Source organism: Streptomyces sp. NPDC053079 (assembly GCF_044546695.1).
In the GTDB taxonomy this organism is placed as follows: Bacteria; Actinomycetota; Actinomycetes; order Streptomycetales; family Streptomycetaceae; genus Streptomyces.
Window position 1 is genome coordinate 119794 of the sequence record NZ_JBITZJ010000005.1, and the last position, 24854, is coordinate 144647.

Consider the following 24854-nt stretch of genomic DNA (forward strand, 5'->3'; position numbering starts at 1 on the left):
CCCCTGAACGCGGGGGTGGCCCTTTCCTGTGTGCGGCCGGTGGGACTCGAACCCACACGGGTGTGAACCCACTGGGACCTAAACCCAGCATGACTGCCAATTCCATCACGGCCGCCCGGCAGGCCCATCGTACTGGCCGACGCCGGGCAGTTGGCCAGAGCCCGCCCGGAAACCGTACGGAACCGGGTCACTTGGCGCGCCCGGAACGGCAAGCCGTTGACAGACCGAGGGAACGCACCGCCTGTTTTCACCGTCCCTCAGAGCGGGGAATGGGACAGACCTGTGAAAGCAGGATCCGCACGTGATCGAGGAAGAGAGCCGATGACCGACCGTGCCGTGGCCCGTGGGGTCCGACTGCGCACCGTGGTGGCGATCTTTCTGGGGGTGTCCGGGCTGGTGCTCGGCGGGGTGTGGCTGGGGGATGCCACGGACCGGGCGAGTGTGGTGAACAAGGCGCCCAGGACGGCGGCGGCGCAGCGGACGGGGTCTGCGCAGCAGTCGCAGGTGGAGCTCGAGGATTCGGGGTCGCGGGAGCTGCCGGGGGTGCGGGACTGCGGGGTGGGGGAGCCGGTGCCGGAGCCGACCATCATCACGCTGGACTGCAACACCTCGGGGCGCGTGGCCAGCGGCATCCGGTGGGAGGCCTACGCCGCGGACGGCGCGGCCGGCAGTGGTGTGGTGCAGGTGTCGACCAATGCGGCCGGTGCGGCGGCGGGTAAGTCGTTCCCGGTGCGGTTGCGGCTGTACGGGCCCAAGGAAGTGGACGGTTCGGTGGCGTTCACGGCGCTCGAGGTCAAGTACGTGGGGGCCACTCCGGCGGGGGAATCCCGAGAGGTCCTTCCGATCGCGTGATGGGTATCCGTGCTCGGATCGCGTTCGCGATCTCCTTCGTCACCGCCCTGGCCGTCGTGGTCCTGGGCGTGGCCGTGCATCACATCTCGGGCCTGGAGCGTGACCGCCAGGCCATGGCGTACCAGGACGGGCTGCTGAGCTCGGCGCTGCAGATCTACCAGCGGGACGGCACCCTCGCGCTGGGTGCGCAGCTGGACGATTCGACGTTGCCGTTCGCGCTGTCGCAGGCGGTGGCGAAGGGCGAGTCGGGCACGTACATCAGCGGTGGCGAGGATCCGCGGGTGTGGGCGGCGACGGGGGTCGGGGACGACAAGGTGTTGTCGATCTCGGCGTCGTACCCGGACCGTGATCCGTTGCAGACGGCGCTGGACAAGGCGCTGGTGGTGGCGGGTGCCGCGACGGTGGCGCTGATGGCGGTGGTGGCGTGGTTCGTGGCGCAGAGCCTGTCGCGGCGGCTGCGGCTCAGTGCCGCGGCGGCGCGGCGGATCGCGGCGGGCGAGGCGCCGGACGCGGACGCGCTGGACATCGGCGGCCGGGACGAGGTCGCGGAGCTGGGCCGGTCGGTGCACCACATGGCGACGTCGCTGGCGGGGCGGGTGTCGGCGGAGCGGCAGTTCACGGCGGACGTGGCGCACGAGCTGCGGACGCCGGTGGCGGGTCTGGTGGCGTCGGCGGAGTTGCTGCCGCATCCGCGTGCGGTGGAGATGGTGCAGGAGCGGGCGCAGACGATGCGGGCGCTGGTGGAGGACCTGCTGGAGGTCTCGCGGCTGGACGCCGGGGTGGAGAGCGCGCAGCTGGACGAGGTGGAGCTGCCGTCGTTGGTGCGGGGCATCGTCAAGCGGGCGCGGGGCCAGCGCGGGGTGGACGACGTGGCGGTGGAGGTGATCGGTGAGGGGCGGATCGTGGCCACCGACGCCCGGCGCGTGGAGCGGATCCTGGTGAACATCCTGGCCAATGCCGCCAAGCACGGGCGGCCGCCGATCGAGGTGACGGTCGAGGGCACCCGGATCGTCGTCCGGGACCACGGGGACGGTTTTCCGCCGGGGCTGGTGGACCAGGGGCCGCGCCGGTTCCGTACGGCGGCGCCGGAGCGCGGTACGGGGCACGGTCTGGGGCTGACGATCGCGGTGGGGCAGGCGGCGGTGCTGGGTGCGCGGCTGTCGTTCGGGAAGGCGGAGGGCGGCGGGGCCATGGCCGTCCTCGACCTGCCGGAGGCCGAGGACGGGCCGGAGGGTGACCGTCCGGTGCGCCGGGGCGCGGTGGTGCCGGGGGCTACAGCGCCAGGTCCTTGATGATCTTGGCGACGTGGCCGGTGGCCTTGACGTTGTAGAGGGCGCGCTCGACCTTGCCGTCCTCGTCGACGATGACGGTGGAGCGGATGACGCCGGTGACGGTCTTGCCGTAGAGCTTCTTCTCGCCGAAGGCGCCGTAGGCCTCGAGGATCTTCTTGTCGGGGTCGCCGACGAGGGTGACCTTCAGGGACTCCTGCTCGCGGAACTTGGCGAGCTTCTCCGGCTTGTCGGGGGAGACGCCGATGACGTCGTAGCCGTGGCCGGCGAGGAAGTCGAGGTTGTCGGTGAAGTCGCAGGCCTGCTTGGTGCAGCCGGGGGTGAGGGCGGCGGGGTAGAAGTAGACGATGACCTTGCGGCCCTTGTGGTCGGCGAGCGAGACCTGCTTGCCGTCCGCGTCGGGCAGGGTGAAGGCGGGGGCGGTGTCGCCGGGCTGCAGTCGCTCGCTCATCGCGGCTCTCCTCGTGGTGTGGTCGGTTACGGTCCCGAGGGTAGCCAGGTCGTGGATCGGGGGTGCCGCGGGGCGCCGGGCCGGGGGAGCTGACAGACTGTAGTCATCACTCTTCATTCTTTTCGACGAGACGGAGGCAGCGCGGTGGCGGAAGCCAGGACCCCTGCGCAGATCGAGGCGGACATCGTCCGCCGGCGGCAGGAGCTTGCCGTGACGCTCGACGAGATCGGGGTGCGGATGCACCCGAAGACGATCATTGGGGACGCCCGGGCCAAGGTGGCGTCGAAGGTGGACCAGACGGCGGGGCGCGCGTACGTGGCGGCCAACCGTGTGGTGTCCGAGGTGCGCTCGCGGTTCGTGGCGGAGGACGGTACGCCGCGGCTGGAGCGGATCGTTCCGGTGGCGATGGTGGCGGTGGGCCTCGTGGGGCTGCTGGCCGCTTCCTCGCGTCACCGCAAGTCGTAACGGCGTCGGCTCGGCGGGCACGGATGACGGCCCTGTGGCCTCGGTGCCCGGCGTGGGCAGGTACGGTCGTGGCGTGAGTACGAATACCACGCACGACAAGCTGCCCATCCGGATGCTCCACGACCGTGTTCTGGTGCGGACGGACATTCCCGAGGGCGAGCGCCGGTCCACCGGCGGCATCGTCATTCCGGCGACGGCGGCGGTGGGCCGCCGGCTGGCCTGGGCCGAGGTCGTCGCGGTCGGTCAGAGCGTGCGGACGGTGGAGCCGGGCGACCGGGTGCTGTACGACCCGGAGGACCGCGCCGAGGTGGAGGTGCGCGGGGTCGCGTACGTCCTGATGCGGGAGCGGGATCTGCACGCGGTGGCGGCCGAGCGCCTGGAGGGGTCGGAGGACTCCACGGGGCTGTATCTCTGAGTGTGACGTTTCGGGCCCGGTCGGCGACCGGGCCCGCTGTCGTGGGTTTGCTACGGTCGTAGGTAACCCGACGAGACGCGCCGTACCGGGTCAGGACAAGACGACGCACCCCTGGAGAGTCGTTTCCACCGGAGGTGCCGTCATGGCATGGGTCCTGCTCGCTGTCGCCGGTCTGCTCGAGGTCGGCTGGTCGATCGGCATGAAGTTCACCGAGGGTTTCACGCGGCTGTGGCCGAGCGTGTTCACCGTGGCCGGCATCGTCGCCAGCATGGTGCTGCTGGCGCAGGCGGCGCGGACGCTGCCGATCGGTACGGCGTACGGCGTGTGGGTCGGCATCGGCGCGGCCGGTGCGGCGGTGCTCGGCATGACGCTGCTGGGCGAGCCGGTGACCGCCGCGCGGGTCTTCTTCATTGCGTTGCTGTTGGTGGCCGTGGTCGGTCTGAAGGCGACGTCGGGCCACTGAATCAGTAGTCGTACCCCAGGAGGTCCCCGCCGCCCCGGCGGTCCGAGTGGCGTTCCTTGTCCTCGTTCGGCGGGGGCGGTCCGAAGGTGGGCAGCCGGGTGGGGAAGCCCGGTGGGGTGACCGGCGGCGGGGGTGCCGGGATCGTCGGGGGCTCCGGCGGGCCGAAGGTCGGGGGCGGGGCGGTCGGCGGGAGCGTCGTGGGCGGCGCGGTGGTGGGGCTCGGCGGGGCCGTGGTCGGGGAGGGCTCCAGCATGGGGACGCCCGCGCCGCTCTCCAGCTCCAGGTCGAACTCCGTGGGGTCGGTGCCCTCGAGGGCGTCGGCGGTGTAGGCCGCCCAGATCTGCGCCGGGAAGCCGCCGCCGTTGACGCGGGGTTCGCCGGCGGCCCCGTACAGCGGTTTCTCGGTGCCCGTGTCGGGGTCCTGGCCCATGACGGCGACGACGGTGGCCAGGTCGGGGGTGTAGCCGGCGAACCAGGCGGCCTTGTCCTCCTCGGCCGTGCCCGTCTTGCCGGCGGCGGGCCGTCCCGCGGCCTGGGCCCGGCGGCCGGTGCCGCTCTCGACGACGCTCTGCAGGATCGAGGTGGTGGTGTCGGCGGCCGTGCGCGAGACGACCTGCTTGGTCTCGTCGCGGTCCGGCAGCTGGACGTCCTCGGTGGCCTTGGAGATCTTCTCGACGAGCGTGTAGGGGCCGTGCCGGCCGTGGTTGGCGAGGGTGGCGTACGCCTGGGTCATGTCGAGGACGCTGGCGGTGGCCACGCCGAGGGCGATGGAGGGCGTGGCGGTGAGGTCGGGGGTGCCCGCGGGCACGCCGAGGGCGACGGCGGTGTCCTTGACCTTGCCGGGGCCCACGTCCTGGGCCATCTGCGCGTAGACGGCGTTGACGGAGAGGTCGGTGGCCTTGGTGACGGTGATGGGGCCGTAGGACTTGCCGTCCTCGTTCTCGGGGGCGTAGCCGACGGGGCCGCTCCTTCCCTGTACGGGGCGCCGGTTGGTGCCGTCGTAGAGGGTATTGGGGGTGATCGTGCGGCCGTCCTGGGTGGAGGAGTCGTTGTCGACGGCCGAGGTGAACACGAACGGCTTGAAGGTGGAGCCGACTTGGTAGTCGCGCCGGGTGGCGTTGTTGACGTACTGCTTGGTGTAGTCGATGCCGCCGTAGAGGGCGACGACCTTGCCGGTCCGGGGGTCGATGGAGGCGCCTCCGGCGCGTACGTACCGGTCGACTTCGCGGTCGTCGCTGAGGTTGTCCATCAGCTCCCGGCGCACGGCGTCGACGAACGCGTCCTGTTTCTTGCGGTCGATGGTGGTGACGATGCGGTAGCCGCCGGTGGCCAGCGTCGTCTCGTCGACGATCTTGTTGCTGGTGAGGTAGTCCTTGACGGCCTCGACGAGATAGCCGCGCTGGCCGGTCATGCTCAGGCGGGGCTTGGCCTTGCCGGGCATGGGGAACTGCATCGCGGCGCGTTCGGCGGTGCCCAGCCACTTCTTCTTGACCATGCCGTCGAGGACGTAGTTCCAGCGGGCCAGGGCGCGTTGCTTGTTCTGGGGGTGGGCGCCGACGTCGTAGGCGCTGGGGGCGTTGAGGAGGGTGGCGAGGTAGGCGCCCTCGGCCGCGGTGAGCTTGTCGGAGTCCTTGTTGTAGTACGCCTGGGAGGCGGCCTGGACGCCGTAGGCGTTGCGGCCGAAGTAGCTGGTGTTGAGGTAGCCCTCGAGGATGTCGTTCTTGCTCTCCTCGCGGTCCAGCTTGATGGCGATGAAGAATTCCTTCACCTTGCGGCTGATGGTCTGCTCCTGGCCCAGGTAGTAGTTCTTGACGTACTGCTGGGTGATGGTGGAGCCGGACTGCTTGCCCTTGCCGGTGGCGGTGTTCCAGGCGGCCCGCAGCATGGCCTCGGGGTTGACGGCGGACTCGGAGTAGAAGTCGCGGTCCTCGGCGGCGAGGACGGCGTGCTGGACGTCCTTGGGCACCTTGCTCAGGGGCACGCTCTCGCGGTTGATCTCGCCGTCGCGGGCGAGTTGACTGCCGTCGGCGTAGAGGAAGACGTTGCTCTCGGCGACGGCGGCCTTGTTGGCCGGGGGGATGTCGACCAGGAGGTAGCCGGCGACCAGGACGCCGACGATGATCAGGACGATCAGCAGGAATCCGCCGAGGACCATGCGCCAGGTGGGTACGAGCCGGCGCCAGCCCGTGCGCCGGGGACGGCCGCCGCGGCCGTGGGCGGTGGGCGTGCGGGGAGCTCCGGCAGGGCCGCCCGCTCCGGGCGCGCCGGTGGTCCTCGGCGCCCAGCCCGGCGGCGCCTGGCCGCCACCAGCGGGACGCCGCTGCTGTGACTGCTCGTCGCTCATGTCTCCTGGGACTCCTCGGCCGCCGCCGGGGTTGTGCGGCCGCGGCGGAGCGGTGTCGTGTCGGGCGGTTCCGACCTGCGTCGTAGGCCCCGGAAGACACTGTCGCATCATGCGTTCCGGCTGAAGGGCGTAGCGCACGTTTAAGCAGCTCCGTAAGGGCCGTTCGGGCCAGGCGGACCACTCCATGGGGTGAAAATCCGTGGTTCCGGGCCGAGGCGTGCGGCTAGGCTCCTGCGCTTCGGGGCGCGGTGGGTCGGTGCGGTGGGCGGGTGGGGTTCGACGGGGCTCTCAAGGGTGGGGAGGCGAGGGGGATGCGGTTGTATCCGGCTGTCGCGGTGAGCAGTTTCCGGCGCTACGCGACCTACCGGGTCGCCACCGCGGCGGGGGTCTTCACCAATACGGTGTTCGGCTTCATCGTCGCGTACACCTTCATTGCCCTGTGGAACGAACGTCCCCATCTGGGCGGCTACGACCAGTCGCAGGCGCTGACGTTCGTGTGGGTGACCCAGGCGCTGCTGGGGGCCTCGTGTCTGATCGGCGGTGGGTTCCAGGAGGAGTTGCAGGAGCGGATCCGTTCCGGTGACATCGCCGTGGACCTGTACCGCCCGGCGGATCTGCAGTGGTGGTGGCTGGCGAGCGATCTGGGGCGGGCGGCCTTCCAGTTGCTGGGGCGGGGCGTGGTGCCGCTGACGGTCGGGGCGCTGGCCTTCGAACTGACGCTGCCGGGCGATCCGTTGGTGTGGCTGTTCTTCCTGCTGTCGGTCTTCCTCGGCGTCGTCGTGGGGTTCGGGATCCGCTATCTGGTGGGGCTGTGCGCCTTCTGGCTGCTGGACGGTTCGGGGGTGAACATGCTGAGCGGTCTGCTGTGCATCTTCTTCTCGGGGACGCTGCTGCCGCTGACCGTCTTTCCGGGGGCGTTCGGGGAGGTCGTGCGGCTGCTGCCGTGGGCGGCGATGCTGCAGGTGCCGGCGGACGTGCTGCTGGGCCGGCACGGCGGTGCGGTGGGCACGGCCGGGGCGCTGGGGTTCCAGGCGGCGTGGGCGGTGGTGCTGCTGGCGGTGGGGCGGTCGGTGCAGACGCTCGCCACGCGGAAGGTGGTGGTCCAGGGTGGCTGACGTCCCCGTGTCCGGCCCGCTCGCGGGTCCGGTGACGCGCGCGTACGAGGGCACGCGTGCCTATGGCCTGATCGTCGGAATGTGGGTGCGGTCGACGATGGCCTACCGCACGTCCTTCGTGATGATGGCGCTGGGCAACTTCGCCGCGACGGCACTGGACTTCGTCGCCATCGTCATCATGTTCTCGCACGTCGACGTGCTGGGCGGTTTCACGCTGCCGGAGGTGGCCCTGCTGTACGGCACCACGAGCACCGCCTTCGGCCTGGCCGACCTCGTGCTGGGCAACATGGACCGCGTCGGCCGCCGGGTGCGCGACGGCACGCTGGACACCCTGCTGGTGCGGCCCGTGCCGGTGCTCGCGCAGGTCGCCGCCGACCGGTTCGCGCTGCGCCGGCTCGGCCGGGTCACCCAGGGCGCGGTGCTGCTGGCGTGGGCGCTGTACCGGCTGGACGTGGCCTGGACGCCGGCGTCGGTGCTGCTCGTGCCGGTGATGCTGGTCAGCGGTGCGGTGATCTTCGGTGCGGTGTTCGTGGCGGGGGCGGCGTTCCAGTTCCGGGCCAACGACGCCTCGGAGGTGCAGAACGCCTTCACCTATGGCGGTACGACGATGCTGCAGTACCCGCCGACGGTGTTCGCCACGGACCTGGTGCGCGGGGTGACGTTCGTCGTCCCGCTGGCCTTCGTCAACTGGCTGCCGGCGCTGCGGATCCTGGGCCGGGACGATCCGCTGGGGCTGCCGGGGTGGGTGGACTTCGCCTCACCGCTGGTGGCGCTGGCGTGCTGTGCGCTGGCGGGGCTGGCCTGGCGGGCGGGGCTGCGCGGGTACCGGAGTACGGGAAGTTGACGGCCGCGGCGGGCGGCGGGCGAAGGGGCGGTTCGGCGGTGGACGACTTCATCGAGCTCGACGGTGTCGAGAAGGTCTTCGACGTGCGGCGCAGGGCGGGTTTCCTGCGTCGTGAGCGGCGCGAGGTGCGGGCGGTGGACGGCATCAGCTTCCGTGTCCCGCGCGGGGAGATGGTCGGCTACATCGGCCCCAACGGCGCCGGGAAGTCCACCACCATCAAGATGCTCACCGGCATCCTGGTGCCCAGCGGCGGCAGGCTGCGGGTCGCGGGCATCGACCCCTCGCGGGACCGGGCGCGGCTGGCCCGCCGCATCGGGGTGGTCTTCGGGCAGCGCACCACGCTGTGGTGGGACCTGCCGCTGCGCGACTCCTACGGTCTGGTGCGCCGCATGTACCGCGTTCCTGACGCCCGTTACCGCGCCAATCTCGAGCGGTGCATCGAACTCCTCGACCTGGGCAGGCTGCTGGACGTTCCGGTGCGGCAACTGTCGCTGGGGCAGCGGATGCGCGGGGACATCGCGGCTGCGCTCCTGCACGATCCCGAGGTGCTCTACCTCGACGAGCCGACGATCGGTCTCGACGTGGTCAGCAAGGCGAAGGTGCGCGAGTTCCTGCGGGAGGTGAACGCCGAGCGGGGCACGACCGTGCTGCTGACCACGCACGACCTGACCGACATCGAGCAGCTGTGCAAGCGGGTGATGGTCATCGACCGGGGGCGGCTGGTCTACGACGGCGGGCTGGACGGCCTGCACGCGGTGGGGGAGAGCGAGCGGATGCTCGTCATCGATCTGGAACGAGAGCTTCCGCCCATTGACGGTGTAAAAGGCGCCCGCACGGTGAAGGTCGAAGGGCCGCGCCAGTGGCTGGCGTTCGCCGCCACGCAGAGCGCGGCGCCGATCGTGGCGGAGGTCGCCGGGCGCTATCCGCTGGTCGACCTCTCGGTCCGCGAACCGGACATCGAAGAGGTCATCGCCAAGATGTACGCGGGCGGCCAGGCGCTGTAGGCGCGCGTCAGCGGGCCCTAGGCTGTTCGCCATGATGAGCGAACTTCCTGAGATGCGAGCCTCCGACGCGGAGCGCGAGCGGATCGCCGAGGCGCTGCGCGAGGCGGCCGCCGAGGGGCGGCTGGACATGGAGGAGTTCGGGGAGCGCCTGGAGGCCGCGTACAAGGCCCGTACGCACGCCGAGCTGGAGCCGCTCGTACGGGACCTGCCGGTGCCGGCCCGGGCGGCCGCCCCCGCGGCCCCGGTTGTGGGCGACGGCGGCTGGGAGGGACGGATCGGCGGCCGGCCGACGTCCAAGGGCGCCGTCGGCGTCATGGGCGGCTTCCAGCGCCGCGGCGGCTGGACGGTGCCCCGCGTGTTCACGGCCTTCACCTTCTGGGGCGGCGGTCAGATCGACCTGCGCGAGGCCCGCTTCGAGGACCGCGAGGTGGTCGTGCGGTGCATCGCCGTCATGAGCGGGATGCAGGTCCTCGTCCCGCCGGACCTCGAGGTGGAGGTCGGCGGCATCGGCATCATGGGCGGCTTCGACGACAAGGCCACCGGCCCGGGCTCGCCGGGCTCGCCCCGGGTGCGCATCACCGGCGTCGCCTTCTGGGGCGGCGTGGGCGTCGAGCGCAAGCAGACGAAGGCCGAGCGCAAGCGGCTGCGGGAGGAGCGGCGCGAGGAGCGCCGGCTGAACCGGGAGGAGCGCCGCGGCGGCCGCAAGGAGCTGGACTGATCGTTTCTGCCGGCCCGCGCCGCCGGGCTCAGAGCTCCGCCGCCGCGCGGCCCCGCAGCGCGTCGAGGTCCAGGGCGTCCGCCATCGCCCGGTAGCCGGCGTCGCTGGGATGGAGGTGGTCGCCGCAGTCGTACGCGGGCAGCAGCCGCAGCGGGTTCGCCGGGTCGCGCAGCGCCCGGTCGAAGTCGACGACCTCGTCGAAGACGTCGCCCTGCCGGATCTCGGCGTTCACGCCCTGCCGCACCAGCTCCTGCTCCCGCCCGAGGCCCGTGCGCCCGCCGAACGGCGCCAGCGTCGCGCCGATCACCCGCAGCCCGCGCGCGTGCGCCCGGGCGACCAGCTCCCGCAGCCCCGCCGTGATCCGGGCCGGGTCGGTCTGCCGGGGGCGGCGCATGATGTCGTTGACGCCGAGCTCGACCACGACGACCCGTACGCCCGTGCGCGAGAGCACGTCGCGGTCGAAGCGCTCTAGGCCGCTGGGGTTGTTCCGGGGGTTGGCGCCCACGCCGCCCAGCAGGACGCGGTTGCCGCTGATGCCCTGGTTGAGGACGCCGTAGCGCGGGGCGCCCGGCTCCTCGCGCAGCCGGCGGGCGAGGAAGTCGGTCCAGCGGTGGTTGGCGCCCACGGTGGAGGAGACGCCGTCGGTGATGGAGTCGCCGACGACCACGACCGAGCCCTGCGCCTCCGTGCTCCACACGTCGACGCCGGTGACGTAGCGCCAGTACGGGGTCCGGGCGGTGTAGGCGTTGCCGTCGCGGTTCTCGGTCCGGTCGCCCTGTGCGAGGTAGGAGACCTGGCGGGCGTGCGGGTGGTAGGTGACCGGCCCGGAGGGCGTGGGGGAGTACGTGGTGACCAGCAGGTCCGCACCGTGGTCGACCGTCAGCCGGACCGGGTCGCTGACGGCCGCCCGGCCGGCGGGGATCGTCACCGCGGGCCGGCCGCCGAACGTCAGCGCCCGCATGCTGCCGGGCGCGGCGGCGGGAGTGGTGGGGCCGGCGGCGACGGCGATCGAGGCGTGGCCGATGGTCAGGGGCCTGTCGCCGAAGAGGTTGGAGAGGTGGATGCGGGCCCTGGTGCCGGCCAGGGTGCCGCGTACGACGTTGCGGATGGACCGTCCGGCGTAACCCCGGGCGGTGTTCGGCTCGGCCGCCGCCGGAGAGGTGGACCAGGCGCCCACCCAGCTGCCGGAGGCGGCGGGCGCGGCGGAGCCGGGCGTCTCGTGCGGCCCGCTCCCGGGCCGGCCGCCGTGGCCGCCGGCCCCGACGCATATGACCGCCGTGACAGCGGTCACCACGGCTGCCAGTGCGGCGAGCACGGCGTATGCCGCACCGCGTGACAGAGGTGGCCTGTTCATGGGCGGATGTCTCCTGGGGAATGGCGGAGCGTACCGCTCCGGGTGGCCTGGCGGGCCGGGAGGACGAGAGCCTCGCAGCGCGTGCTCGTGACATGTCATGGGCGACTTGTCAGACGCGGGGAACTCTTCGGCCGTTCCCCGAGTCGGTCGGGTAGGGACAATGCACGTGAGGACAGCCGGAACGGGTGGTGGTGTGGATGAAACGCTCCCATGGACAGGAGCCGCCTGCCGCTGGTGGCGAGGCGATTGCCGCCGATGGGGTGATGCCCGCCCGGACCGGTGGATTCACCTACAGCGCGGCGGACGAGGAGAAGCGGCGCGGTGTGCGCCGGATGAAGGCGCTGGCGACCGGGCTGCTGCTCGCGGTCGCGGCCGTCTACGCCCTCGCCAAGTGGGCGCAGACCTCGGGCTCGGGCGGCTGGGCCGGCTTTGTGGCGGCCGCGGCGGAGGCGGGCATGGTGGGTGCGCTCGCCGACTGGTTCGCCGTCACCGCGCTGTTCCGGCGCCCGATGGGCCTGCCGATCCCGCACACGGCCATCATCCCCACCAAGAAGGACCAGCTCGGCCAGAGCCTGGGCGACTTCGTGGGCGAGAACTTCCTCTCCGGCGACGTGGTGCGGCTGCGGCTGCGCGCGGTCGGCATCGGCTCCCGCCTCGCGCTCTGGCTCGCCGAACCGGCCCACGCCGACCGGGTGACCGCCGAGCTGGCCACGGCGCTGCGCGGCGCGCTGAGGGTGCTGCGCGACTCCGACGTCCAGGCCGTCGTCGGCGAGGCCATCACCCGCCGGGCGGAGGCCGCCGAGGTCGCGCCCGGCATCGGCACGATGCTGGAGAAGGTCGTCGCCGACGGCGGCCACCGCAAGGTGGTGGACCTGATGTGCGTGCGGGCCCACGACTGGCTCGTCCTGCACAGCGACTCGGTGATGGCCGCGGTCACGGGCGGCGCCCCCGGCTGGACGCCCCGCTTCGTCGACCGCAAGGTCGGCGAGCGCGTCTACAAGGAACTGCTGCGCTTCGTGACCGAGATGCGCGACATGCCCGACCACCCGGCCCGGGGCGCCGTCGACCGCTTCCTCGCCGACTTCGCACAGGACCTGCAGACCGACGACGACACGCGGGCGCGCGTCGAGCGGCTCAAGGCCGAGGTGCTGGGCCGTGGCGAGGTCCAGGACATCATCGTCTCGGCGTGGTCCTCGGTCCGCGCGATGATCGTGGCCGCGGCGGAGGACGAGCGCAGCGAGCTGCGGCTGCGCGCGCGGGCCTCGATCCTCTCGCTGGGCGCGCGGATGACGGCCGACGAGCGCCTGCGGTCGAAGGTCGACGGCTGGCTGGAGGACGCGGCCGTCTATGTGGTGACGACCTATCGGGACGAGATCACGTCCCTGATCACGGACACGGTGGCCGGCTGGGACGCCGAGCAGACCTCCCGCAAGATCGAGGCGCACATCGGCCGGGACCTGCAGTTCATCCGCATCAACGGCACGGTGGTGGGCGCGCTGGCGGGCCTGCTGATCTACTCGGCGTCGAGGCTGCTGGGGGCGTAGGGCCCCCGCCGGCGCGTGCGGTGGGGGAGCGAACCGCCGGTCACGACCTAGGGTCGACGCCGTGTTGAAGAAACGTCCCACCCTGCTGTGGCTCCTCGCCCCCTACGTGCTCTACCTGGCGGCGCTGCCCCTCGCCGACCGCGTCCACCCCACCGTCCTCGGCCTGCCCTTCCTCTTCTTCTGGCTCCTGCTGGCCACCCTCCTCACCCCGGCGGCCGTCCTCCTCGCCTGGCGGGGCGACCGCAAGCGGGGCCGGGCGTGAGCGCCGACGCCGCCGTCGCGTCGGCGATCTTCGGCGGCTTCATGGTCCTCACCGTCGCCCTGGGCCTCCTGGCCGTACGCGGCCGTGGGGCGGGCGGCGGGCTCGCGGAGTGGTCGGTGGGCGGCCGCAGCCTCGGCACGGTCTTCATCTGGGTGCTGATGGCCGGCGAGGGCTACACCAGCTTCAGCTACCTGGGCGCGGCCGGCTGGGGCTACAACCACGGCGCGCCCGTGCTGTACGTCATCGCGTACCTCTCCTGCGGCTACGCCATCGGCTACGTCGTCGGCCCGATGCTCTGGGCGTACGCCCGGCGCCACGGCCTGGTGAACATCACGGACATGGTGGCGCACCGCTACGACAGGCCGTGGCTCGGCGCGGTGGTGGCCGTCCTGGCGACGGTGTGCCTGCTGCCGTACATCCAGCTGCAGATCACGGGGATGGGGGTCGTCGTCTCGACGATCTCGTACGGGGCGATCAGCCTGAACTGGGCCTACTTCATCGCCTTCGCGGTGACGACGGGCTTCGTGGTGGTGAGCGGGCTGCGCGGCAGCGCGTGGGTATCGGTGCTCAAGGACGTGCTGGTCATCGCCACGCTGGGCTTCCTGGCGATCTACGTTCCGGTGCACTACTTCGACGGCTACGGGCCGTTCCTGGACCGGATCGTGGCGGAGAAGCCGGACTGGTTGACGTTCACCGGGCACGGCGGCAGCGGGCTGGGCGGCACCTGGTTCGTCACGACCAGCTTCCTCAACTCCCTGACGGTCGTCATCTTCCCGACGACCGTGGCGGGCTATCTGAGCGCGCGCAACGCCGATGCGCTGCGGCGCAACGCGATGCTGCTGCCGTTCTACAACGTGCTGTTGTTCGTGCCGATGCTGCTGGGTCTGGCGGCGCTCTTCGTGGTGCCGGGGCTGACGGGGGCCGGGTCGAACCTGGCGTTGTTCAAGCTGGTCGTCGACTCGCTGCCGGCCTGGGCGGTCGGGGTGATCGGGGTGGCGGCGGCGCTGTCGTCGATCGTGCCGATGGCGGTGTTCATGCTGGTCATCGGCACGATGTGGGGCAGGAGCGTGCTGGGGGCGGTGCCGGCGCTGGCCGGGCGGCCGGACCGGCAGAAGGCGGCGGCGCAGGTGGTGGTCGTGGTGTCCGGCGCGCTGGCGCTGGTGCTGACGTACACCGAGCCGAACACGCTGGTGCGGCTGTCGCTCATCTCGTACGAGGGCATGGCGCAGCTCGTACCGATGATCCTGCTGGGGCTGGTGTGGCGGCGGCTGACGCTGTGGGGCGCGGTGAGCGGGCTGGTGGCGGGCGGTGCGCTGGTGTGCGCCCTGGTCTTCACCGAGCACGATCCGGTGTGGGGGGTGAACGCGGGCGCGCCGGCGCTGGCCGTGAACGTGGCGGTGGCCGTGGCGGTGTCGTGGTGGGGGCCGAAGCCGGCGGACACGCGCCCCGACGAGGAGGTGCTGGCGGCGGATCCGGGGCCGGAGACGGCCCCGGGGAAGACCGCTGTCAGTGGTTCGGTCTAACATCGGTACGAACGATTGAACGGACAGATTCAACGGGCAGAGGGGAGGGGCATGATGCGGCACATCGTCCGTACGTACATGAGCGTGCTCCTTCTCCTGCTCTGCGAACTGCTGCTCGCGCAGAACAGCTTGCTGAGCGCCGTCGCCTTCGCCGCGACCGCCGCCGTCGCGGCCACGGCCGCCCTGCTGCTGTGCGCGGTCGCCGCCGCGCGTACGGCCGGCCCCTTGACGCCGACCCGAATACGCACCGCGATACGGGACCGGGAGCTGCGCACGGCCTTCCTGGCCCAGCGCGATCCCGACGCCCAGGGCCGTCGCCGGCCCCGAGCGCCCGGTCGTCTCGTCCCGACGGCCGCGTAGGCGCTCCCGCTTCCCTGTTTCCCGGGGTTGCCCCCGTGTGGGCTTCTCCCCAGGGCTGCGCCGCCCGCGCGGCTCGTCACGCCGAATTCCCTGCTTCTCGCTCCTTCGGCACGACGAGACCCGTGGAGGGCTCACCCACCATGTCCCTTTTCTCGCCCCTGTTCACCTCCCTCGGTTCCCTGCTCACTCACCTCGCGGACGGGCTCGACGTGGCCTTCGGCGCCTCGTCGACAGCCGCCGCGATCGTGGTGTTCACCTGCCTGGTGCGGCTCGCGCTGCATCCCCTCAGCCGGTCGGCGGCCCGGGGCGAGCGGACGCGCGCCGAGCTCGCGCCGCGCCTGGCCGAGCTCAAGCGCAAGCACGCGAAGAATCCCGAGCGGCTGCAGCGGGAGGCGGCCGAGATGTACGCGAAGGCCGGCTCGTCGCCGCTGGCCGGCTGTCTGCCGATGCTGGCCCAGCTGCCGGTCTTCTACGTGATGTACCACCTGTTCTCGAGCGGCGACGACGGGGGGAATCTGCTGGAGCACACGCTGCTGGGCGCGCCGCTGGGCGACCGGTGGGCGGACGCGCTGGGCGACGGCGGGCTCGTGGGGCCGCACGGGCTGGTCTACCTGGGCCTGTTCGCGCTGGTGGCCGCCGTCGCCACCTGGACGTACGTGCGCAACCGCAAGGCCGCGGCGGCGCTGCCGCTGCCGGATGCGGGGGACACCCCGGTGCCGGGCATGGCCGCGATGGCGAAGGTGATGCCGCTGCTCTCCTTCGGCACGCTGGTCACCGCCGCCGTGGTGCCGCTGGCGGCGGGCCTGTACCTGGTGACGACCACGACGTGGTCGGCGGTGGAGCGGGCGTACCTGCAGCCGCTGCGCACTCCGGCGGAGGCGGGGCAGAAGGCGAAGACCACGGCACGGCCCAAGGGGTAAGCCCGGGCCGGGCGGAGGGGTGGCCCGGGCCGGGCGGAGGGGCGGTCTTTTGCCATCCGGGGGTCCGCAGACCGAAACGGGTCTTGCGGAGAGACCCTCCGTTCTTGGACGATCATCCGGGGCCGACTGGAGACTTCGGGAGTTGGAGCGATGAGACTGCTGCGAGTCGGGCCCGCCGGTGCGGAGCGCCCGGCGCTGCTGGACGAGGACGGGACGCTGCGCGATCTGTCGGCGCTCGTGCCGGACGTGGACGGAGCACTGCTGGCCGACGAGTCCGCGCTGTCGCGGATCCGGGCGGCGGTCGGGGCCCGCATCCTGCCCGCCCTGGACGCGACGGGGCTGCGGATCGGCCCGCCGCTCGCCCGGATCGGCAAGATCGTGGGCATCGGGGTGAACTACCACGACCTGGTGGCCGCGGCCGGGGTGCGCACGCCCGCCGAGCCGGTGGTGTTCCTGAAGGCGCCCGACACGGTCGTCGGCCCGGACGACACGGTGCTCGTGCCGCGCGGCAGCGAGAAGACCGACTGGGAGGTCGAGCTGGCCGTCGTCATCGGGCGCACGGCCCGCTATCTGCGCACGGACCAGGAGGCGCTGGCCGCGGTGGCGGGCTACGCGGTGGCGCACGACGTCTCCGAACGCGCGTTCCAGAACGAGCGCGGCGGACAGTGGGACAAGGGCAAGAACTGCGAGACGTTCAACCCGCTCGGGCCGTGGCTGGTGACCGCCGACGAGATCCCCGACCCGCAGGCCCTGGGTCTGCGGCTGTGGGTCAACGGCGAGCTGATGCAGGACTCCAGCACGGCGCGGCAGATCTTCCCGGTCGCCCACCTCGTGCGCTACGTCAGCCAGTTCATGACCCTGTACCCGGGCGACGTCATCAACACCGGCACGCCGGCGGGAGTGGCGGTCGGGCGGCCCGAGCCCAAGCCGTACCTGCGGGCGGGCGACGTGGTGGAGCTGGAGATCGACGGGCTGGGACGGCAGAGGCAGCTGCTGAAGGACGCCTGACCCGACCGGCCCACGCCCGCCGTGGGCCGTCCGGGGGAGGAGCGCGTGTGCTGCCGGGTTCCTCCCCCGCGCTTAGGCATATTGTCCGACATGTCTCAGAACGGGTGCAGGCGCCGCCGGGTGTCCCGTCCGGCGGCCACCGTCCTGGCCACACTGGCCGCCATCGGGGGCACGCTGCTGGCCGGCGCGTTCACCGCGCCGAACCTGGACCGCGGCGAAGCGGAGCCGGCCGGGCCGGGCCCGTGCGTGCCGGGTACGTGCCCGCGCTCGTACCCCGACCCGAACAGCGGTCAGCTCGCCGGCCGGGACAACGGCGTCAATGTCTTCGTCGGCGGCGACTACGCCGTGCGCCAGGCGGCCGCCGGGGCCGAGGGCCGGATCGTCGTCCTCGGCAGCTTCGACCTGGCCAAGGCCGCCGGGGCGCCCCCCGCCTACAACGTGGGGGTCGTCGGCCTCGGCTCCCGCGTGCCCCCGGACAACGGATCGGCGTTCCTGCGCGTGGGCGGCGACCTCAAGCTCGCGGCCGGCCAGCGGCTGGTGGCGGAGGAGGGGCCCGTCAGCGGCAGCGTGACCTACGCAGGCAACCACCCGGGCCCCGGCACGGTGAGCCCGAAGGCGGCGCACGACGTCTCCGCCGTCTCCGCCGACCAGGGCCTGCGCGAGGAACTGACCTCCGCCAGCACCTGCTACGCCTACGACAAGGGCGTCTCCCGCAAGACCACGGGCACCGCCGTCAACCAGGGCCCCGCCACCGTCTTCACCGGCGACGGCTCCTCCGCCCTCCAGGTCTTCAGCGTCCCCTTCGACCTCACCGCCCCCGGCGGTGGACCGCAGAACCTGACCTTCCAGCGCATCCCCGCCGACGCGACCGTGCTCATCAACCTTGCCGGCTCCGGCAACGACGTGCACACCCTCAACACCTCCACCGCCCGGATCGCGGGCGTGCGGCGGGACCGGCTGCTGTGGAACTTCCCCGACGCCAAGGAGGTCCAGCTGGCCGGCACCGGCCAGCTCGACGGCTCCGTCCTCGTCGGCCGCCGCGCCGGCCTCACCCACGTGAGCCTGCCGGGCGTCAACGGGCGCCTGTTCACCGCCGGTTCCCTCGTCCACGAGTCCGCCGCGGGCACCACCGGCCAGACCCTCCACGCCTACCCCTTCACCGGCCGCCTCCCCGACTGCGGCACGGGCCCCTCGCCCGAGGCCGGGGCCGCGGACCCTGACGACGACTTTCTCGACGTTCCCGTGCCGGACGGCTGGGGCGGCGCCCCGGCGATCGCCCCCTCCCCCGGCGCCTCGGTCGCCGGCGACGGCCACGAGCTGGCCCGGGGCGGCCCGCCGATGAGCACCGAGATGATCATCGGGGCCTCCCTCATGACCGCCGGCGCGGGACTGGCCCTGCTGGTCCTGCACCGGCAGCGGCGGCCGGACTGGGAGTGACCGGCCGCCGCCCGTACCGCTAGATCCCGAAGGGGGCCGCGTAGCGGACGATGCCGCTCGGCAGCGGGTGCGCCTCGTCCAGGGCCAGGGCCATCAGGGCCTCGTCCGGAACGTCGAAGCTCACCCCGATGCCGTACGCCGAGGCCCGGCCGAAGCCGAACCGCGGATAGTACGCCGGGTGCCCGAGGACGGTGACGTACCGCTCGCCCCTGTCCTTGGCGGCCTGCAGAGGCGTCTCGAAGGCCGCGAGGGTGATCTCACGGATGACGGGGACATCGGCGCCGGTCTCGGCGCAGGTGGTCCAGACGTGAGGTGTACGCATGAGGGCCCCGGATGGTTCATCCCTTTTCCGGGGAGGCCCCTCAGGCCCTCAGCCCTTCGGCTGGGTGAAGCGGATGCGGTTGCCGAAGGGGTCACGGAGGCCGCAGTCGATGCCGTACGGGCGCTCGGTGGGCTCCTCGGTGAACTCGACGCCCCGGCCCAGCAGCGTCTCGTACGTCTTGCGGCAGTCGTCCGTGGTGAAGATCAGCCAGCCGCCCATCGCCCCCTTGGTCACCAGCTCGCGGACCTGCTGCGCCGTCTCCTCGGACATCGCCGGAGCGCCCGGCTTCTCCAGCAGGATCTGGCGCTCCGGGTGGCCGGGGACGCTGACGGTCAGCCAGCGCATGAAGCCCATGTCGACGTCGGCGCCGACCTCCAGGCCGAGCTTGCCGACGTAGAAGTCGAGGGCCTCGTCCTGGTCGAGGACGTATATCTGCGATTGCGTGATGGCGTTGAACATGTGCATCACGCTACGGGGCGGGGCGGCCGGAAACTTATCCAAAACTGCTCAGTCGTCAGTCGTCAGGCGCTCGGCCGCGTCCACGCCATCGTGAAGCACGTCGGTACGCCCACGGGCGCCGCCTCCTTGCGGTACGCCCTCGGCGACCGGCCGACGATGTCGCGGAACGTGCGGCTGAAGGTGCCGGGGCTGCCGAAGCCGACCTCGAAGCAGATGTCCGTCACGCTGCGGTCGGTCTCCCGCAGCAGGAACATCGCCCGCTCGACACGGCGGCGCTGGAGGTAGCGGTGCGGTGTCTCGCCGAACGTGGCCCGGAAGGTCCGCGCGAAGTGCGCCGGGGACACATGGGCGATCCGGGCCAGGGCCGGGACGTCCAGCGGCTGCGCGTAGGCACGGTCCATCGCGTCCCGGGCCCGCAGCATGCGGCGGTTGGTCTCTTCCACGGCGCGGTTCACGGCGCCCATCACACCACGGTTCGGCCCTGCCGGTGACCGGTCCGTGAGGGGCCGGTCCGCGTCCCGTGCCGGGCGTACTGTGGGTCGAGGCTGTTCAACTCTCCCGACAGACAGGGACATGGCGGTGGCGGCGACCCTCGGAGACCGGCTGGCCGAACTGCGCGTGCGGCGCGGGCTGACCCAGGAAGGGCTGGCCGAGAAGGCCCGGCTCAGCGTGGACACGGTGCGCAAGCTGGAGCAGAACCAGCGGTTCACGGCGCGCATGGCCACCCTCAACAGCCTGGCCCGCGCCCTGGACATCGAGACGTCCGCCCTCCTCGGACCGCCCGCCGTGCTGGAGTCGTCCGCCGGCGCCGAGCCGCCCAGCATCCTCGCGCTGCGACAGGCGGTGACCCCGTTGTCAGGCTTCCCCGGCCTCGGGGAGGACGACGACACCCCGCCGCCCACGGTCGGGCAGCTGCGCAGCAGCATCCGCACCACCGAGGGCGTGCGCCGTCGGGGCGAGCTGACGAAGATCACGGCCCTGCTCCCCACGCTGCTCGCCGACGGCCGCGCCGCGGTGCGCCACTTCACGGGCGAGGACCGCTCGGCCGCGTACGCCGTGCTCGCCGAGGCGTATCAGGTCGCGGCCACGACCCTGACCGCCTTCGGCAAGGAGGACGCGGCCTACACCGCCCTGGAGCGGTCCATGGACGCCGCGGCGCGTTCCGACGACCCGCACCTGGAGGCCATCGGCATCTCCACCCTGTCGTGGATCTTCTGCAAGCAAGGCCGCGTCGCCGACGCCGAGCGCGTGGCCGTGCGGATGGCGGAACGCATCGAGCCGGGCTTCCGGTCCGCTCCCCTGGACCTCGCGCTCTGGGGCATCCTGCTGCTCCGCGGCGCGACGGCCGCGGTGCGGGCGGACCGCGGCGACACGGCGGAGGAGCTGCTGTCCCTCGCCTCCGCCGCGGCGGCCCGCATCGGCACCGACCGCCTTGACTACGCGACCCCGTTCGGCCCGACGAACGCCGGCGTCGCCACGGTGAACGCCTATGTGGACATGGGCAAGCCGGACAAGGCCCTGACCCACGCCGCACGCATCCCCGGCCTGTCCGGCCTGCCGCCCACCTGGCTCGCGCGGCACTACCTCGACCGCGCCCAGGCCTACGCGGAGATGAACCGCGACGGCGACGCCACCCGCGCCCTCCTGGCGGCGGAACGGACGGCGCCGGAGTGGATGCGCTACCACGGCTCCTCCCGCCACCTCGTGGCCGAGCTGCGGGGGCGGGAGCTGCGCCGCACCTCGCCCATCAAGGACCTGGCCCTCCGGCTGGAGGTCGAGGACTAGGACGCCCTGTCCCAGTCCCGCCGGCGACTCGCACACCGCGTCCCTGGCCCGGGGACGCACCAGGCCGCATCGTGTTCAGGCGATCAACACCGATCTCCGGGGAGCAGCCATGCACAGCGCCGACGAACCGACGAGCAGCCACGCCTTCGCCCCGCAGGAGCGCGATGCGGAGCTCCGGGCGAAAGTGCGCGAGGTCAACGGGCGCAGCGGCAAGGGGCGGGACGCCGCCGGTCTGCGCGGCAGTGCGGCCCGCTCGCCCGTCGGGTGCGGGGAGTGCGCGCAGCTGGAGGCGGCGCGGCGGGAGGCCGTGGCCGGGGGCGACGCCGGCGAGGCCGACGACGCCACGATCGCCGTGCGGCGGCACTTCCGCGACGCGCACCTGCTGCCGGGCGGGCGTGCCCGATGAGCCGCCGTACCGCCACCGCCCGCGCCACCGGGCGGCTCGTGAGCAACTGCCCCCACCTCGTGGGATGGACCCGCACCGGCGGCGAGTCGCGCTGCGACCGCTGCGGAACCCGGCGCTTCGAGGACTACGCCGCCCTCCGCCCCTCCGGGCTGCCCGCCGCGGTCACCCCGTCACCCGCCGCCCGCCGCGCAGCGGACCGCAACGCGGCGGCGGCCATGGCCACCGCATCGTCGCGTCGGCGTCCCGCCTTGACCCTCACACCAATGTGAGGTTCGAGCATGGGGACATGGACAACGCACTCTTCCCCTACAGCCCCATCGTCGAGCGCGAGCCGGTCCACTGGCCCGGGGGCGCCCGCGTCGCCTTCTACGTCGGGCTGAACGTCGAGCACTACCAGGTCGACCGCCCCTCGACGAGCATCTTCCCCGGCACCGCGCACCTGGCGCCCGACCCGCTGAACTACGGCTGGCGCGATTACGGGCCCCGGGTGGGCATCTGGCGGCTCATCGAGAGCCTCGACCGGCACGGGATGCGGGCGAGCGTGATGCTCAACTCCGACGTCGCCGAGCGCTATCCGCAGATCATCCGGGCGGGCCGGGACCGGGACTGGGCGTGGGCCGCGCACGGCAAGAACAACTCGGTCTTCCAGGCCGACATGACGGCCGAGGAGGAGCGCGCCTATCTGGCCGAGGTGGTCGGCACCATCGAGAAGGCCACCGGCCGCCGGCCGCGCGGCTGGTTGGGGCCGGCGCTCACCGAGACCTTCCGGACGCCGGAGCTGCTCGCCGAGCTCGGTCTGAGCTATGTGATGGACTGGTCGAACGACGACCAGCCGTACCGGCTGAACGTACCGGGGATGCTGAGCGTGCCGTATTCCATAGAGGTGAACGACATCAGCCTCTTCGTCGGCAAGAGCCTCAGCGGGCCGGACTTCGTACAGATAGTCAAGGACCAGCTGGAGCAGCTGTACGCCGACGCGGCGGACAGCGGCCGGGTGATGTCGCTGGTCCTGCACCCGTTCGTCATCAACCAGCCGTTCCGGCACAAGTACTTGGACCAGGCACTCGAGCACATCGCCGGCCACCCCGGGGTGTGGCTGACGACCAGCGACGAGATCGCCGAGCACTACGCCCGTACGACCGCCGGGCCGGCGGCCTAGGCCTCGGGCCCGTCCAGGACGATCGTGCGGCCCTGCTCCGCCGAGGCCTTGGCCGCCTCCAGGACGCGCAGGGCGGCCGCCGCCTCGCGGGCGGTGACCGGGGGCCGGCCGCCGGTGCGCAGCGCCTCGGCGATCGCGGCGTAGTAGGCGGGGTAGTCGCCCGGCAGGGTCGGCACCGGTTCGCCGCCGCCGGTCAGCGGGGACTCGCCCGCGCCCAGGCGTCCCCAGGAGGAGTCGGCCTCGACGCCCCAGGGCGTGGCGCCGTCCGGCCGCAGGCCCTCGCGGAGTGCGCCCTCCTGCGGGTCGAGCCCGTACTTGACGTAGCCGGCGGTGTCGCCGAGCACCCGGAAGCGGGGGCCGAGCTGGGCGGTGGTGGCGCTCATCCACAGGTGGGAGCGGACGCCGCCGCGGTGGGTGAGCGCGATGAAGGTGTCGTCGTCGGTCTCGGCGCCCGCCCGGCGCACGTCCGTCTCGGCGTAGACGCCGGTGGCCGGGCCGAAGAGGGTCAGGGCCTGGTCGACGAGGTGGCTGCCCAGGTCGTAGAGGAGGCCGCCGATCTCCGCCGGGTCGCCGGACTCGCGCCAGCCGCCCTTGGGGCGGGGCCGCCAGCGCTCGAAGCGGGACTCGAAGCGCTGGACCTCGCCGAGCGCGCCGTCGGCGACGAGCCGGGAGACGGTGCGGAAGTCGTTGTCCCAGCGGCGGTTCTGGAAGGCGCTGAGCAGCAGGCCGCGGCTGTCGGCGAGCGCGGCCAGCGAATCGGCCTCGGCGGCGGTCGCGGCGAGCGGCTTGTCGACGACGACCGGCAGCCCGGCCTCGAGGGCCGTGCGGGCGAGCGGCACGTGGGTGCGGTTGGGGGAGGCGATGACGATCAGGTCGAGCTCGCCGGCGCGGGCGAACAGCTCGTCGGTGCCGGCGACGGTACGCACCCGCGGGTGCTCGGCGCGGGCCTGCTCCTGGCGCTCGGGGCTGGAGGTCACCACCGTGTCGAGGACCAGCCCGTCCGCCGCGGCGATGAGCGGGGCGTGGAAGACCGAGCCCGCGAGGCCGTAGCCGATGAGGCCGACGCGGAAGGGGGCATGCGGGGTGCCGGTGGTGTCGTCCATGAACCTCACTTTGGCAACAGTGTTGCGTAAGTGCAAGCGGAGGGGAGAATGGCCGGTGTGAACATCCTCCGCACCGGCCGTCCCGGCGCCAACCTCGCCGCCCTGCGCGAGAACAACACCGCCGTCGTGCTCGGGCTGCTGCGCGACGCCGGCGAGCGCGGCGCCAGCCGGGCGGAGCTGGCCGCGGGCGCCGGACTGACCCCCCAGGCCGTCAGCAAGATCAGCGCCCGGCTGCGGGCGGACGGCCTCGCGGCCGAGGCGGGCCGCCGCACCTCCACGGGCGGCAAGCCGGCGACCGCCTGGCGCCTGCTGCCCGGCGCGGCGCACGCCATCGGCCTCCACCTCGACCGCGATACCGTCACCGCCACCCTGGTCGACCTCGCGGGCGCCCCCGTCGCCACCCGCACCGCACCGCTGGCCTTCGGCGCGGGCGCACCGGCGGTGCTCGACGCGGTGGCGGCCGAGGTGAGCGCCCTGCCGGCACCGGCGGCCGCCCCGGACGTCCTGGGCGTCGGCGTCGCCGCCCCCGGCCCCCTCGACCACCGCTGCGGGGTGCTGCACCGCGTCACCGGCTTCCCGCAGTGGGACGGCTTCCCGCTGCGCGACGCCCTCGCCCGCCGCCTCGGCCTGCCCGTCGTCCTGGACAAGGACACCAACGCCGCGGCCCTCGGCCTCCTGCGCCGCCCCCACGCCGGCGACCGCGGCGCGGGCTCCTTCGCCTACCTCCACCTCGGCACCGGCCTCGGCGCCGGCCTGGTCCTCGGCGGCGACGTCCACCGGGGAGCCAGGACCGCGGCGGGGGAGTTCGGACACCAGGTGCTGCGGCTGGACGGGCCCCTGTGCCCCTGCGGCCGGCGCGGCTGCGTCGAGGTCCTGTGCCTGCGGGCCGTCGCCGAGGGCGACACCCCCCGCGCCGCCCGCCTCCTGGGCGTCGCCGCCGCCAACCTCGTCCAGCTGCTGGACATCGACCTCGTCCTGCTCGGCGGCCGCACCGTCCTGGCCGACGCCGGGCGCTACGTGGAGGGCGTGCGCGCCGAACTCCCCGCCGGCGTCCCCGTGGCGGTCACCCCCGCCGCGGAGCGCACCGTCGTCGAGGGCGCGGCCGAGCTCGTCCTCGCCCCGCTGTTCGGCCGCCCCGGACCGGCCCCCGCCACCACGGGCCCCCGGCCGGATGAAACGACAATCGGCCTACCGGGTGGCATCTGACGCCCGGTCGGACGCACGCGCCGCGCGGCGCGACGGGCGGCCGGTA

Annotated in this window: 28 protein-coding genes, 1 tRNA gene and 1 riboswitch; of the genes, 21 read left to right on the forward strand and 8 right to left on the reverse strand. The window is 72.9% G+C overall.

What is annotated here, in order from left to right:
• Positions 1-31 precede the first annotated feature (31 nt).
• Positions 32-115 (reverse strand) — tRNA-Leu (locus ACIGXW_RS19515).
• Between the two features lie 206 nt (positions 116-321).
• Here ACIGXW_RS19515 and ACIGXW_RS19520 point away from each other — a divergent pair.
• Together ACIGXW_RS19520 and ACIGXW_RS19525 are read left to right on the forward strand one after the other, a co-directional pair.
• Positions 322-852 (forward strand): hypothetical protein, encoded by a 531-nt coding sequence (locus ACIGXW_RS19520; RefSeq protein WP_399574153.1) that lies wholly within the window; start codon positions 322-324, stop codon positions 850-852.
• Positions 852-2144 carry a sensor histidine kinase gene (locus ACIGXW_RS19525; RefSeq protein WP_399574154.1) on the forward strand — a complete coding sequence of 431 codons (1293 nt, stop codon included), beginning with the start codon at positions 852-854 and terminating at the stop codon, positions 2142-2144. Before ACIGXW_RS19520 ends, ACIGXW_RS19525 begins: the two co-directional genes overlap by 1 nt.
• Here the strand turns inward: ACIGXW_RS19525 and bcp are convergent.
• The gene (gene bcp, locus ACIGXW_RS19530; protein WP_399574156.1) at positions 2125-2592 is read right to left on the reverse strand and encodes a thioredoxin-dependent thiol peroxidase; all 468 of its coding nucleotides are present in this window, start codon (positions 2590-2592) and stop codon (positions 2125-2127) included. The genes ACIGXW_RS19525 and bcp overlap by 20 nt on opposite strands.
• A gap of 144 nt (positions 2593-2736) precedes the next feature.
• On the opposite strand from bcp, the gene ACIGXW_RS19535 reads away from it, so the two are divergent.
• From ACIGXW_RS19535 to ACIGXW_RS19545, 3 genes are all read left to right on the forward strand, one after another.
• Positions 2737-3057 carry a DUF3618 domain-containing protein gene (locus ACIGXW_RS19535; protein WP_071963603.1) on the forward strand — a complete coding sequence of 107 codons (321 nt, stop codon included), beginning with the start codon at positions 2737-2739 and terminating at the stop codon, positions 3055-3057.
• Between the two features lie 112 nt (positions 3058-3169).
• Positions 3170-3472: a co-chaperone GroES gene (locus ACIGXW_RS19540; protein WP_048831771.1), complete on the forward strand. Its 303-nt coding sequence runs from the start codon at positions 3170-3172 to the stop codon at positions 3470-3472.
• Between the two features lie 44 nt (positions 3473-3516).
• Positions 3517-3582, forward strand: a riboswitch (guanidine-III (ykkC-III) riboswitch).
• 32 nt (positions 3583-3614) lie between these two features.
• A complete protein-coding gene (locus tag ACIGXW_RS19545) occupies positions 3615-3935 on the forward strand; it encodes a multidrug efflux SMR transporter (protein ID WP_360909556.1) in 321 nt (106 codons plus the stop codon).
• Between the two features lies 1 nt (position 3936).
• On the opposite strand, the gene ACIGXW_RS19550 is transcribed toward ACIGXW_RS19545, so the two are convergent.
• Positions 3937-6279, reverse strand: coding sequence for a transglycosylase domain-containing protein (locus tag ACIGXW_RS19550; RefSeq protein ID WP_399574157.1), 2343 nt, complete (start codon positions 6277-6279; stop codon positions 3937-3939).
• Between the two features lie 311 nt (positions 6280-6590).
• On the opposite strand from ACIGXW_RS19550, the gene ACIGXW_RS19555 reads away from it, so the two are divergent.
• The 4 genes from ACIGXW_RS19555 (at position 6591) to ACIGXW_RS19570 (ending at position 9960) form a co-directional block, all read left to right on the forward strand.
• Positions 6591-7394: an ABC transporter permease gene (locus ACIGXW_RS19555; protein ID WP_399574158.1), complete on the forward strand. Its 804-nt coding sequence runs from the start codon at positions 6591-6593 to the stop codon at positions 7392-7394.
• 79 nt (positions 7395-7473) lie between these two features.
• Positions 7474-8238 carry an ABC transporter permease gene (locus ACIGXW_RS19560; protein ID WP_079273957.1) on the forward strand — a complete coding sequence of 255 codons (765 nt, stop codon included), beginning with the start codon at positions 7474-7476 and terminating at the stop codon, positions 8236-8238.
• A gap of 38 nt (positions 8239-8276) precedes the next feature.
• A complete protein-coding gene (locus ACIGXW_RS19565; protein ID WP_399574159.1) occupies positions 8277-9242 on the forward strand; it encodes an ATP-binding cassette domain-containing protein in 966 nt (321 codons plus the stop codon).
• A 31-nt stretch (positions 9243-9273) separates the two neighbouring features.
• Positions 9274-9960 carry a DUF1707 domain-containing protein gene (locus ACIGXW_RS19570; RefSeq protein ID WP_399574160.1) on the forward strand — a complete coding sequence of 229 codons (687 nt, stop codon included), beginning with the start codon at positions 9274-9276 and terminating at the stop codon, positions 9958-9960.
• Positions 9961-9988: 28 nt separating this feature from the next.
• Here ACIGXW_RS19570 and ACIGXW_RS19575 read toward each other — a convergent pair whose 3' ends face one another.
• Positions 9989-11314 (reverse strand): SGNH/GDSL hydrolase family protein, encoded by a 1326-nt coding sequence (locus ACIGXW_RS19575; RefSeq protein ID WP_399574161.1) that lies wholly within the window; start codon positions 11312-11314, stop codon positions 9989-9991.
• 263 nt (positions 11315-11577) lie between these two features.
• Between ACIGXW_RS19575 and ACIGXW_RS19580 the strand changes: the two genes are divergently transcribed.
• The 7 genes from ACIGXW_RS19580 to ACIGXW_RS19610 all read left to right on the forward strand — a co-directional run bounded on the left by ACIGXW_RS19580 (position 11578) and on the right by ACIGXW_RS19610 (position 18368).
• Positions 11578-12858 carry a DUF445 domain-containing protein gene (locus tag ACIGXW_RS19580; RefSeq protein ID WP_399574162.1) on the forward strand — a complete coding sequence of 427 codons (1281 nt, stop codon included), beginning with the start codon at positions 11578-11580 and terminating at the stop codon, positions 12856-12858.
• A 61-nt stretch (positions 12859-12919) separates the two neighbouring features.
• Positions 12920-13120 carry a DUF3311 domain-containing protein gene (locus ACIGXW_RS19585; RefSeq protein WP_399574164.1) on the forward strand — a complete coding sequence of 67 codons (201 nt, stop codon included), beginning with the start codon at positions 12920-12922 and terminating at the stop codon, positions 13118-13120.
• A gap of 41 nt (positions 13121-13161) precedes the next feature.
• Positions 13162-14643: a sodium:solute symporter gene (locus ACIGXW_RS19590; protein ID WP_399574635.1), complete on the forward strand. Its 1482-nt coding sequence runs from the start codon at positions 13162-13164 to the stop codon at positions 14641-14643.
• Positions 14644-14697: 54 nt separating this feature from the next.
• Positions 14698-15003, forward strand: coding sequence for a DUF6412 domain-containing protein (locus ACIGXW_RS19595; RefSeq protein ID WP_071963632.1), 306 nt, complete (start codon positions 14698-14700; stop codon positions 15001-15003).
• A gap of 140 nt (positions 15004-15143) precedes the next feature.
• On the forward strand, positions 15144-15923 hold the full coding sequence (locus tag ACIGXW_RS19600) for a YidC/Oxa1 family membrane protein insertase (RefSeq protein ID WP_399574165.1): 780 nt from the start codon (positions 15144-15146) through the stop codon (positions 15921-15923).
• 150 nt (positions 15924-16073) lie between these two features.
• Positions 16074-16931: a fumarylacetoacetate hydrolase family protein gene (locus ACIGXW_RS19605; protein WP_071963594.1), complete on the forward strand. Its 858-nt coding sequence runs from the start codon at positions 16074-16076 to the stop codon at positions 16929-16931.
• Between the two features lie 90 nt (positions 16932-17021).
• Complete coding sequence (locus ACIGXW_RS19610; RefSeq protein WP_399574166.1) at positions 17022-18368, forward strand: choice-of-anchor A family protein; 1347 nt, start codon at positions 17022-17024, stop codon at positions 18366-18368.
• A 19-nt stretch (positions 18369-18387) separates the two neighbouring features.
• Here ACIGXW_RS19610 and ACIGXW_RS19615 read toward each other — a convergent pair whose 3' ends face one another.
• The 3 genes from ACIGXW_RS19615 to ACIGXW_RS19625 all read right to left on the reverse strand — a co-directional run bounded on the left by ACIGXW_RS19615 (position 18388) and on the right by ACIGXW_RS19625 (position 19613).
• Positions 18388-18690 carry a hypothetical protein gene (locus ACIGXW_RS19615; RefSeq protein WP_399574167.1) on the reverse strand — a complete coding sequence of 101 codons (303 nt, stop codon included), beginning with the start codon at positions 18688-18690 and terminating at the stop codon, positions 18388-18390.
• Positions 18691-18738: 48 nt separating this feature from the next.
• The gene (locus ACIGXW_RS19620; protein ID WP_071963591.1) at positions 18739-19149 is read right to left on the reverse strand and encodes a VOC family protein; all 411 of its coding nucleotides are present in this window, start codon (positions 19147-19149) and stop codon (positions 18739-18741) included.
• Between the two features lie 62 nt (positions 19150-19211).
• Positions 19212-19613: an AraC family transcriptional regulator gene (locus ACIGXW_RS19625; RefSeq protein WP_177337959.1), complete on the reverse strand. Its 402-nt coding sequence runs from the start codon at positions 19611-19613 to the stop codon at positions 19212-19214.
• Between the two features lie 109 nt (positions 19614-19722).
• Between ACIGXW_RS19625 and ACIGXW_RS19630 the strand changes: the two genes are divergently transcribed.
• The 4 genes from ACIGXW_RS19630 (at position 19723) to ACIGXW_RS19645 (ending at position 22499) form a co-directional block, all read left to right on the forward strand.
• A complete protein-coding gene (locus ACIGXW_RS19630; protein ID WP_399574168.1) occupies positions 19723-20934 on the forward strand; it encodes a helix-turn-helix domain-containing protein in 1212 nt (403 codons plus the stop codon).
• 109 nt (positions 20935-21043) lie between these two features.
• Positions 21044-21340, forward strand: a complete 297-nt coding sequence (locus ACIGXW_RS19635) for a hypothetical protein (protein ID WP_399574169.1) — start codon at positions 21044-21046, stop codon at positions 21338-21340.
• Positions 21337-21609, forward strand: coding sequence for a DUF6255 family natural product biosynthesis protein (locus ACIGXW_RS19640; RefSeq protein WP_399574170.1), 273 nt, complete (start codon positions 21337-21339; stop codon positions 21607-21609). The genes ACIGXW_RS19635 and ACIGXW_RS19640 overlap by 4 nt, the downstream gene beginning before the upstream one ends.
• 17 nt (positions 21610-21626) lie before the next feature.
• On the forward strand, positions 21627-22499 hold the full coding sequence (locus ACIGXW_RS19645; RefSeq protein WP_399574171.1) for a polysaccharide deacetylase family protein: 873 nt from the start codon (positions 21627-21629) through the stop codon (positions 22497-22499).
• Here ACIGXW_RS19645 and ACIGXW_RS19650 read toward each other — a convergent pair.
• On the reverse strand, positions 22496-23602 hold the full coding sequence (locus tag ACIGXW_RS19650; protein WP_399574172.1) for a Gfo/Idh/MocA family oxidoreductase: 1107 nt from the start codon (positions 23600-23602) through the stop codon (positions 22496-22498). The two genes, ACIGXW_RS19645 and ACIGXW_RS19650, sit on opposite strands and share 4 nt — an antisense overlap.
• Positions 23603-23659: 57 nt before the next feature.
• Between ACIGXW_RS19650 and ACIGXW_RS19655 the strand changes: the two genes are divergently transcribed.
• A complete protein-coding gene (locus tag ACIGXW_RS19655; RefSeq protein WP_399574173.1) occupies positions 23660-24808 on the forward strand; it encodes an ROK family protein in 1149 nt (382 codons plus the stop codon).
• The last annotated feature ends 46 nt before the right edge of the window (positions 24809-24854 follow it).

What these genes read in the sequence shown, in the direction of transcription:
- ACIGXW_RS19560 (WP_079273957.1), top strand. Translation starts at nt 7,474, where the DNA reads ATGTGGGTGCGGTCGACGATGGCCTACCGCACGTCCTTCGTGATGATG.
- ACIGXW_RS19635 (WP_399574169.1), top strand. Translation starts at nt 21,044, where the DNA reads ATGCACAGCGCCGACGAACCGACGAGCAGCCACGCCTTCGCCCCGCAG.
- ACIGXW_RS19630 (WP_399574168.1), top strand. Translation starts at nt 19,723, where the DNA reads ATGGCGGTGGCGGCGACCCTCGGAGACCGGCTGGCCGAACTGCGCGTG.
- ACIGXW_RS19640 (WP_399574170.1), top strand. Translation starts at nt 21,337, where the DNA reads ATGAGCCGCCGTACCGCCACCGCCCGCGCCACCGGGCGGCTCGTGAGC.
- ACIGXW_RS19540 (WP_048831771.1), top strand. Translation starts at nt 3,170, where the DNA reads ATGCTCCACGACCGTGTTCTGGTGCGGACGGACATTCCCGAGGGCGAG.
- ACIGXW_RS19645 (WP_399574171.1), top strand. Translation starts at nt 21,627, where the DNA reads ATGGACAACGCACTCTTCCCCTACAGCCCCATCGTCGAGCGCGAGCCG.
- ACIGXW_RS19590 (WP_399574635.1), top strand. Translation starts at nt 13,162, where the DNA reads ATGGTCCTCACCGTCGCCCTGGGCCTCCTGGCCGTACGCGGCCGTGGG.
- ACIGXW_RS19605 (WP_071963594.1), top strand. Translation starts at nt 16,074, where the DNA reads ATGAGACTGCTGCGAGTCGGGCCCGCCGGTGCGGAGCGCCCGGCGCTG.
- ACIGXW_RS19550 (WP_399574157.1), bottom strand. Translation starts at nt 6,279, where the DNA reads ATGAGCGACGAGCAGTCACAGCAGCGGCGTCCCGCTGGTGGCGGCCAG.
- ACIGXW_RS19580 (WP_399574162.1), top strand. Translation starts at nt 11,578, where the DNA reads ATGCCCGCCCGGACCGGTGGATTCACCTACAGCGCGGCGGACGAGGAG.
- ACIGXW_RS19595 (WP_071963632.1), top strand. Translation starts at nt 14,698, where the DNA reads ATGCGGCACATCGTCCGTACGTACATGAGCGTGCTCCTTCTCCTGCTC.
- ACIGXW_RS19620 (WP_071963591.1), bottom strand. Translation starts at nt 19,149, where the DNA reads ATGTTCAACGCCATCACGCAATCGCAGATATACGTCCTCGACCAGGAC.
- ACIGXW_RS19555 (WP_399574158.1), top strand. Translation starts at nt 6,591, where the DNA reads ATGCGGTTGTATCCGGCTGTCGCGGTGAGCAGTTTCCGGCGCTACGCG.
- ACIGXW_RS19650 (WP_399574172.1), bottom strand. Translation starts at nt 23,602, where the DNA reads ATGGACGACACCACCGGCACCCCGCATGCCCCCTTCCGCGTCGGCCTC.
- ACIGXW_RS19600 (WP_399574165.1), top strand. Translation starts at nt 15,144, where the DNA reads ATGTCCCTTTTCTCGCCCCTGTTCACCTCCCTCGGTTCCCTGCTCACT.
- ACIGXW_RS19525 (WP_399574154.1), top strand. Translation starts at nt 852, where the DNA reads ATGGGTATCCGTGCTCGGATCGCGTTCGCGATCTCCTTCGTCACCGCC.
- ACIGXW_RS19570 (WP_399574160.1), top strand. Translation starts at nt 9,274, where the DNA reads ATGATGAGCGAACTTCCTGAGATGCGAGCCTCCGACGCGGAGCGCGAG.
- ACIGXW_RS19545 (WP_360909556.1), top strand. Translation starts at nt 3,615, where the DNA reads ATGGCATGGGTCCTGCTCGCTGTCGCCGGTCTGCTCGAGGTCGGCTGG.
- ACIGXW_RS19610 (WP_399574166.1), top strand. Translation starts at nt 17,022, where the DNA reads ATGTCTCAGAACGGGTGCAGGCGCCGCCGGGTGTCCCGTCCGGCGGCC.
- ACIGXW_RS19575 (WP_399574161.1), bottom strand. Translation starts at nt 11,314, where the DNA reads ATGAACAGGCCACCTCTGTCACGCGGTGCGGCATACGCCGTGCTCGCC.
- ACIGXW_RS19615 (WP_399574167.1), bottom strand. Translation starts at nt 18,690, where the DNA reads ATGCGTACACCTCACGTCTGGACCACCTGCGCCGAGACCGGCGCCGAT.
- bcp (WP_399574156.1), bottom strand. Translation starts at nt 2,592, where the DNA reads ATGAGCGAGCGACTGCAGCCCGGCGACACCGCCCCCGCCTTCACCCTG.
- ACIGXW_RS19625 (WP_177337959.1), bottom strand. Translation starts at nt 19,613, where the DNA reads ATGGGCGCCGTGAACCGCGCCGTGGAAGAGACCAACCGCCGCATGCTG.
- ACIGXW_RS19520 (WP_399574153.1), top strand. Translation starts at nt 322, where the DNA reads ATGACCGACCGTGCCGTGGCCCGTGGGGTCCGACTGCGCACCGTGGTG.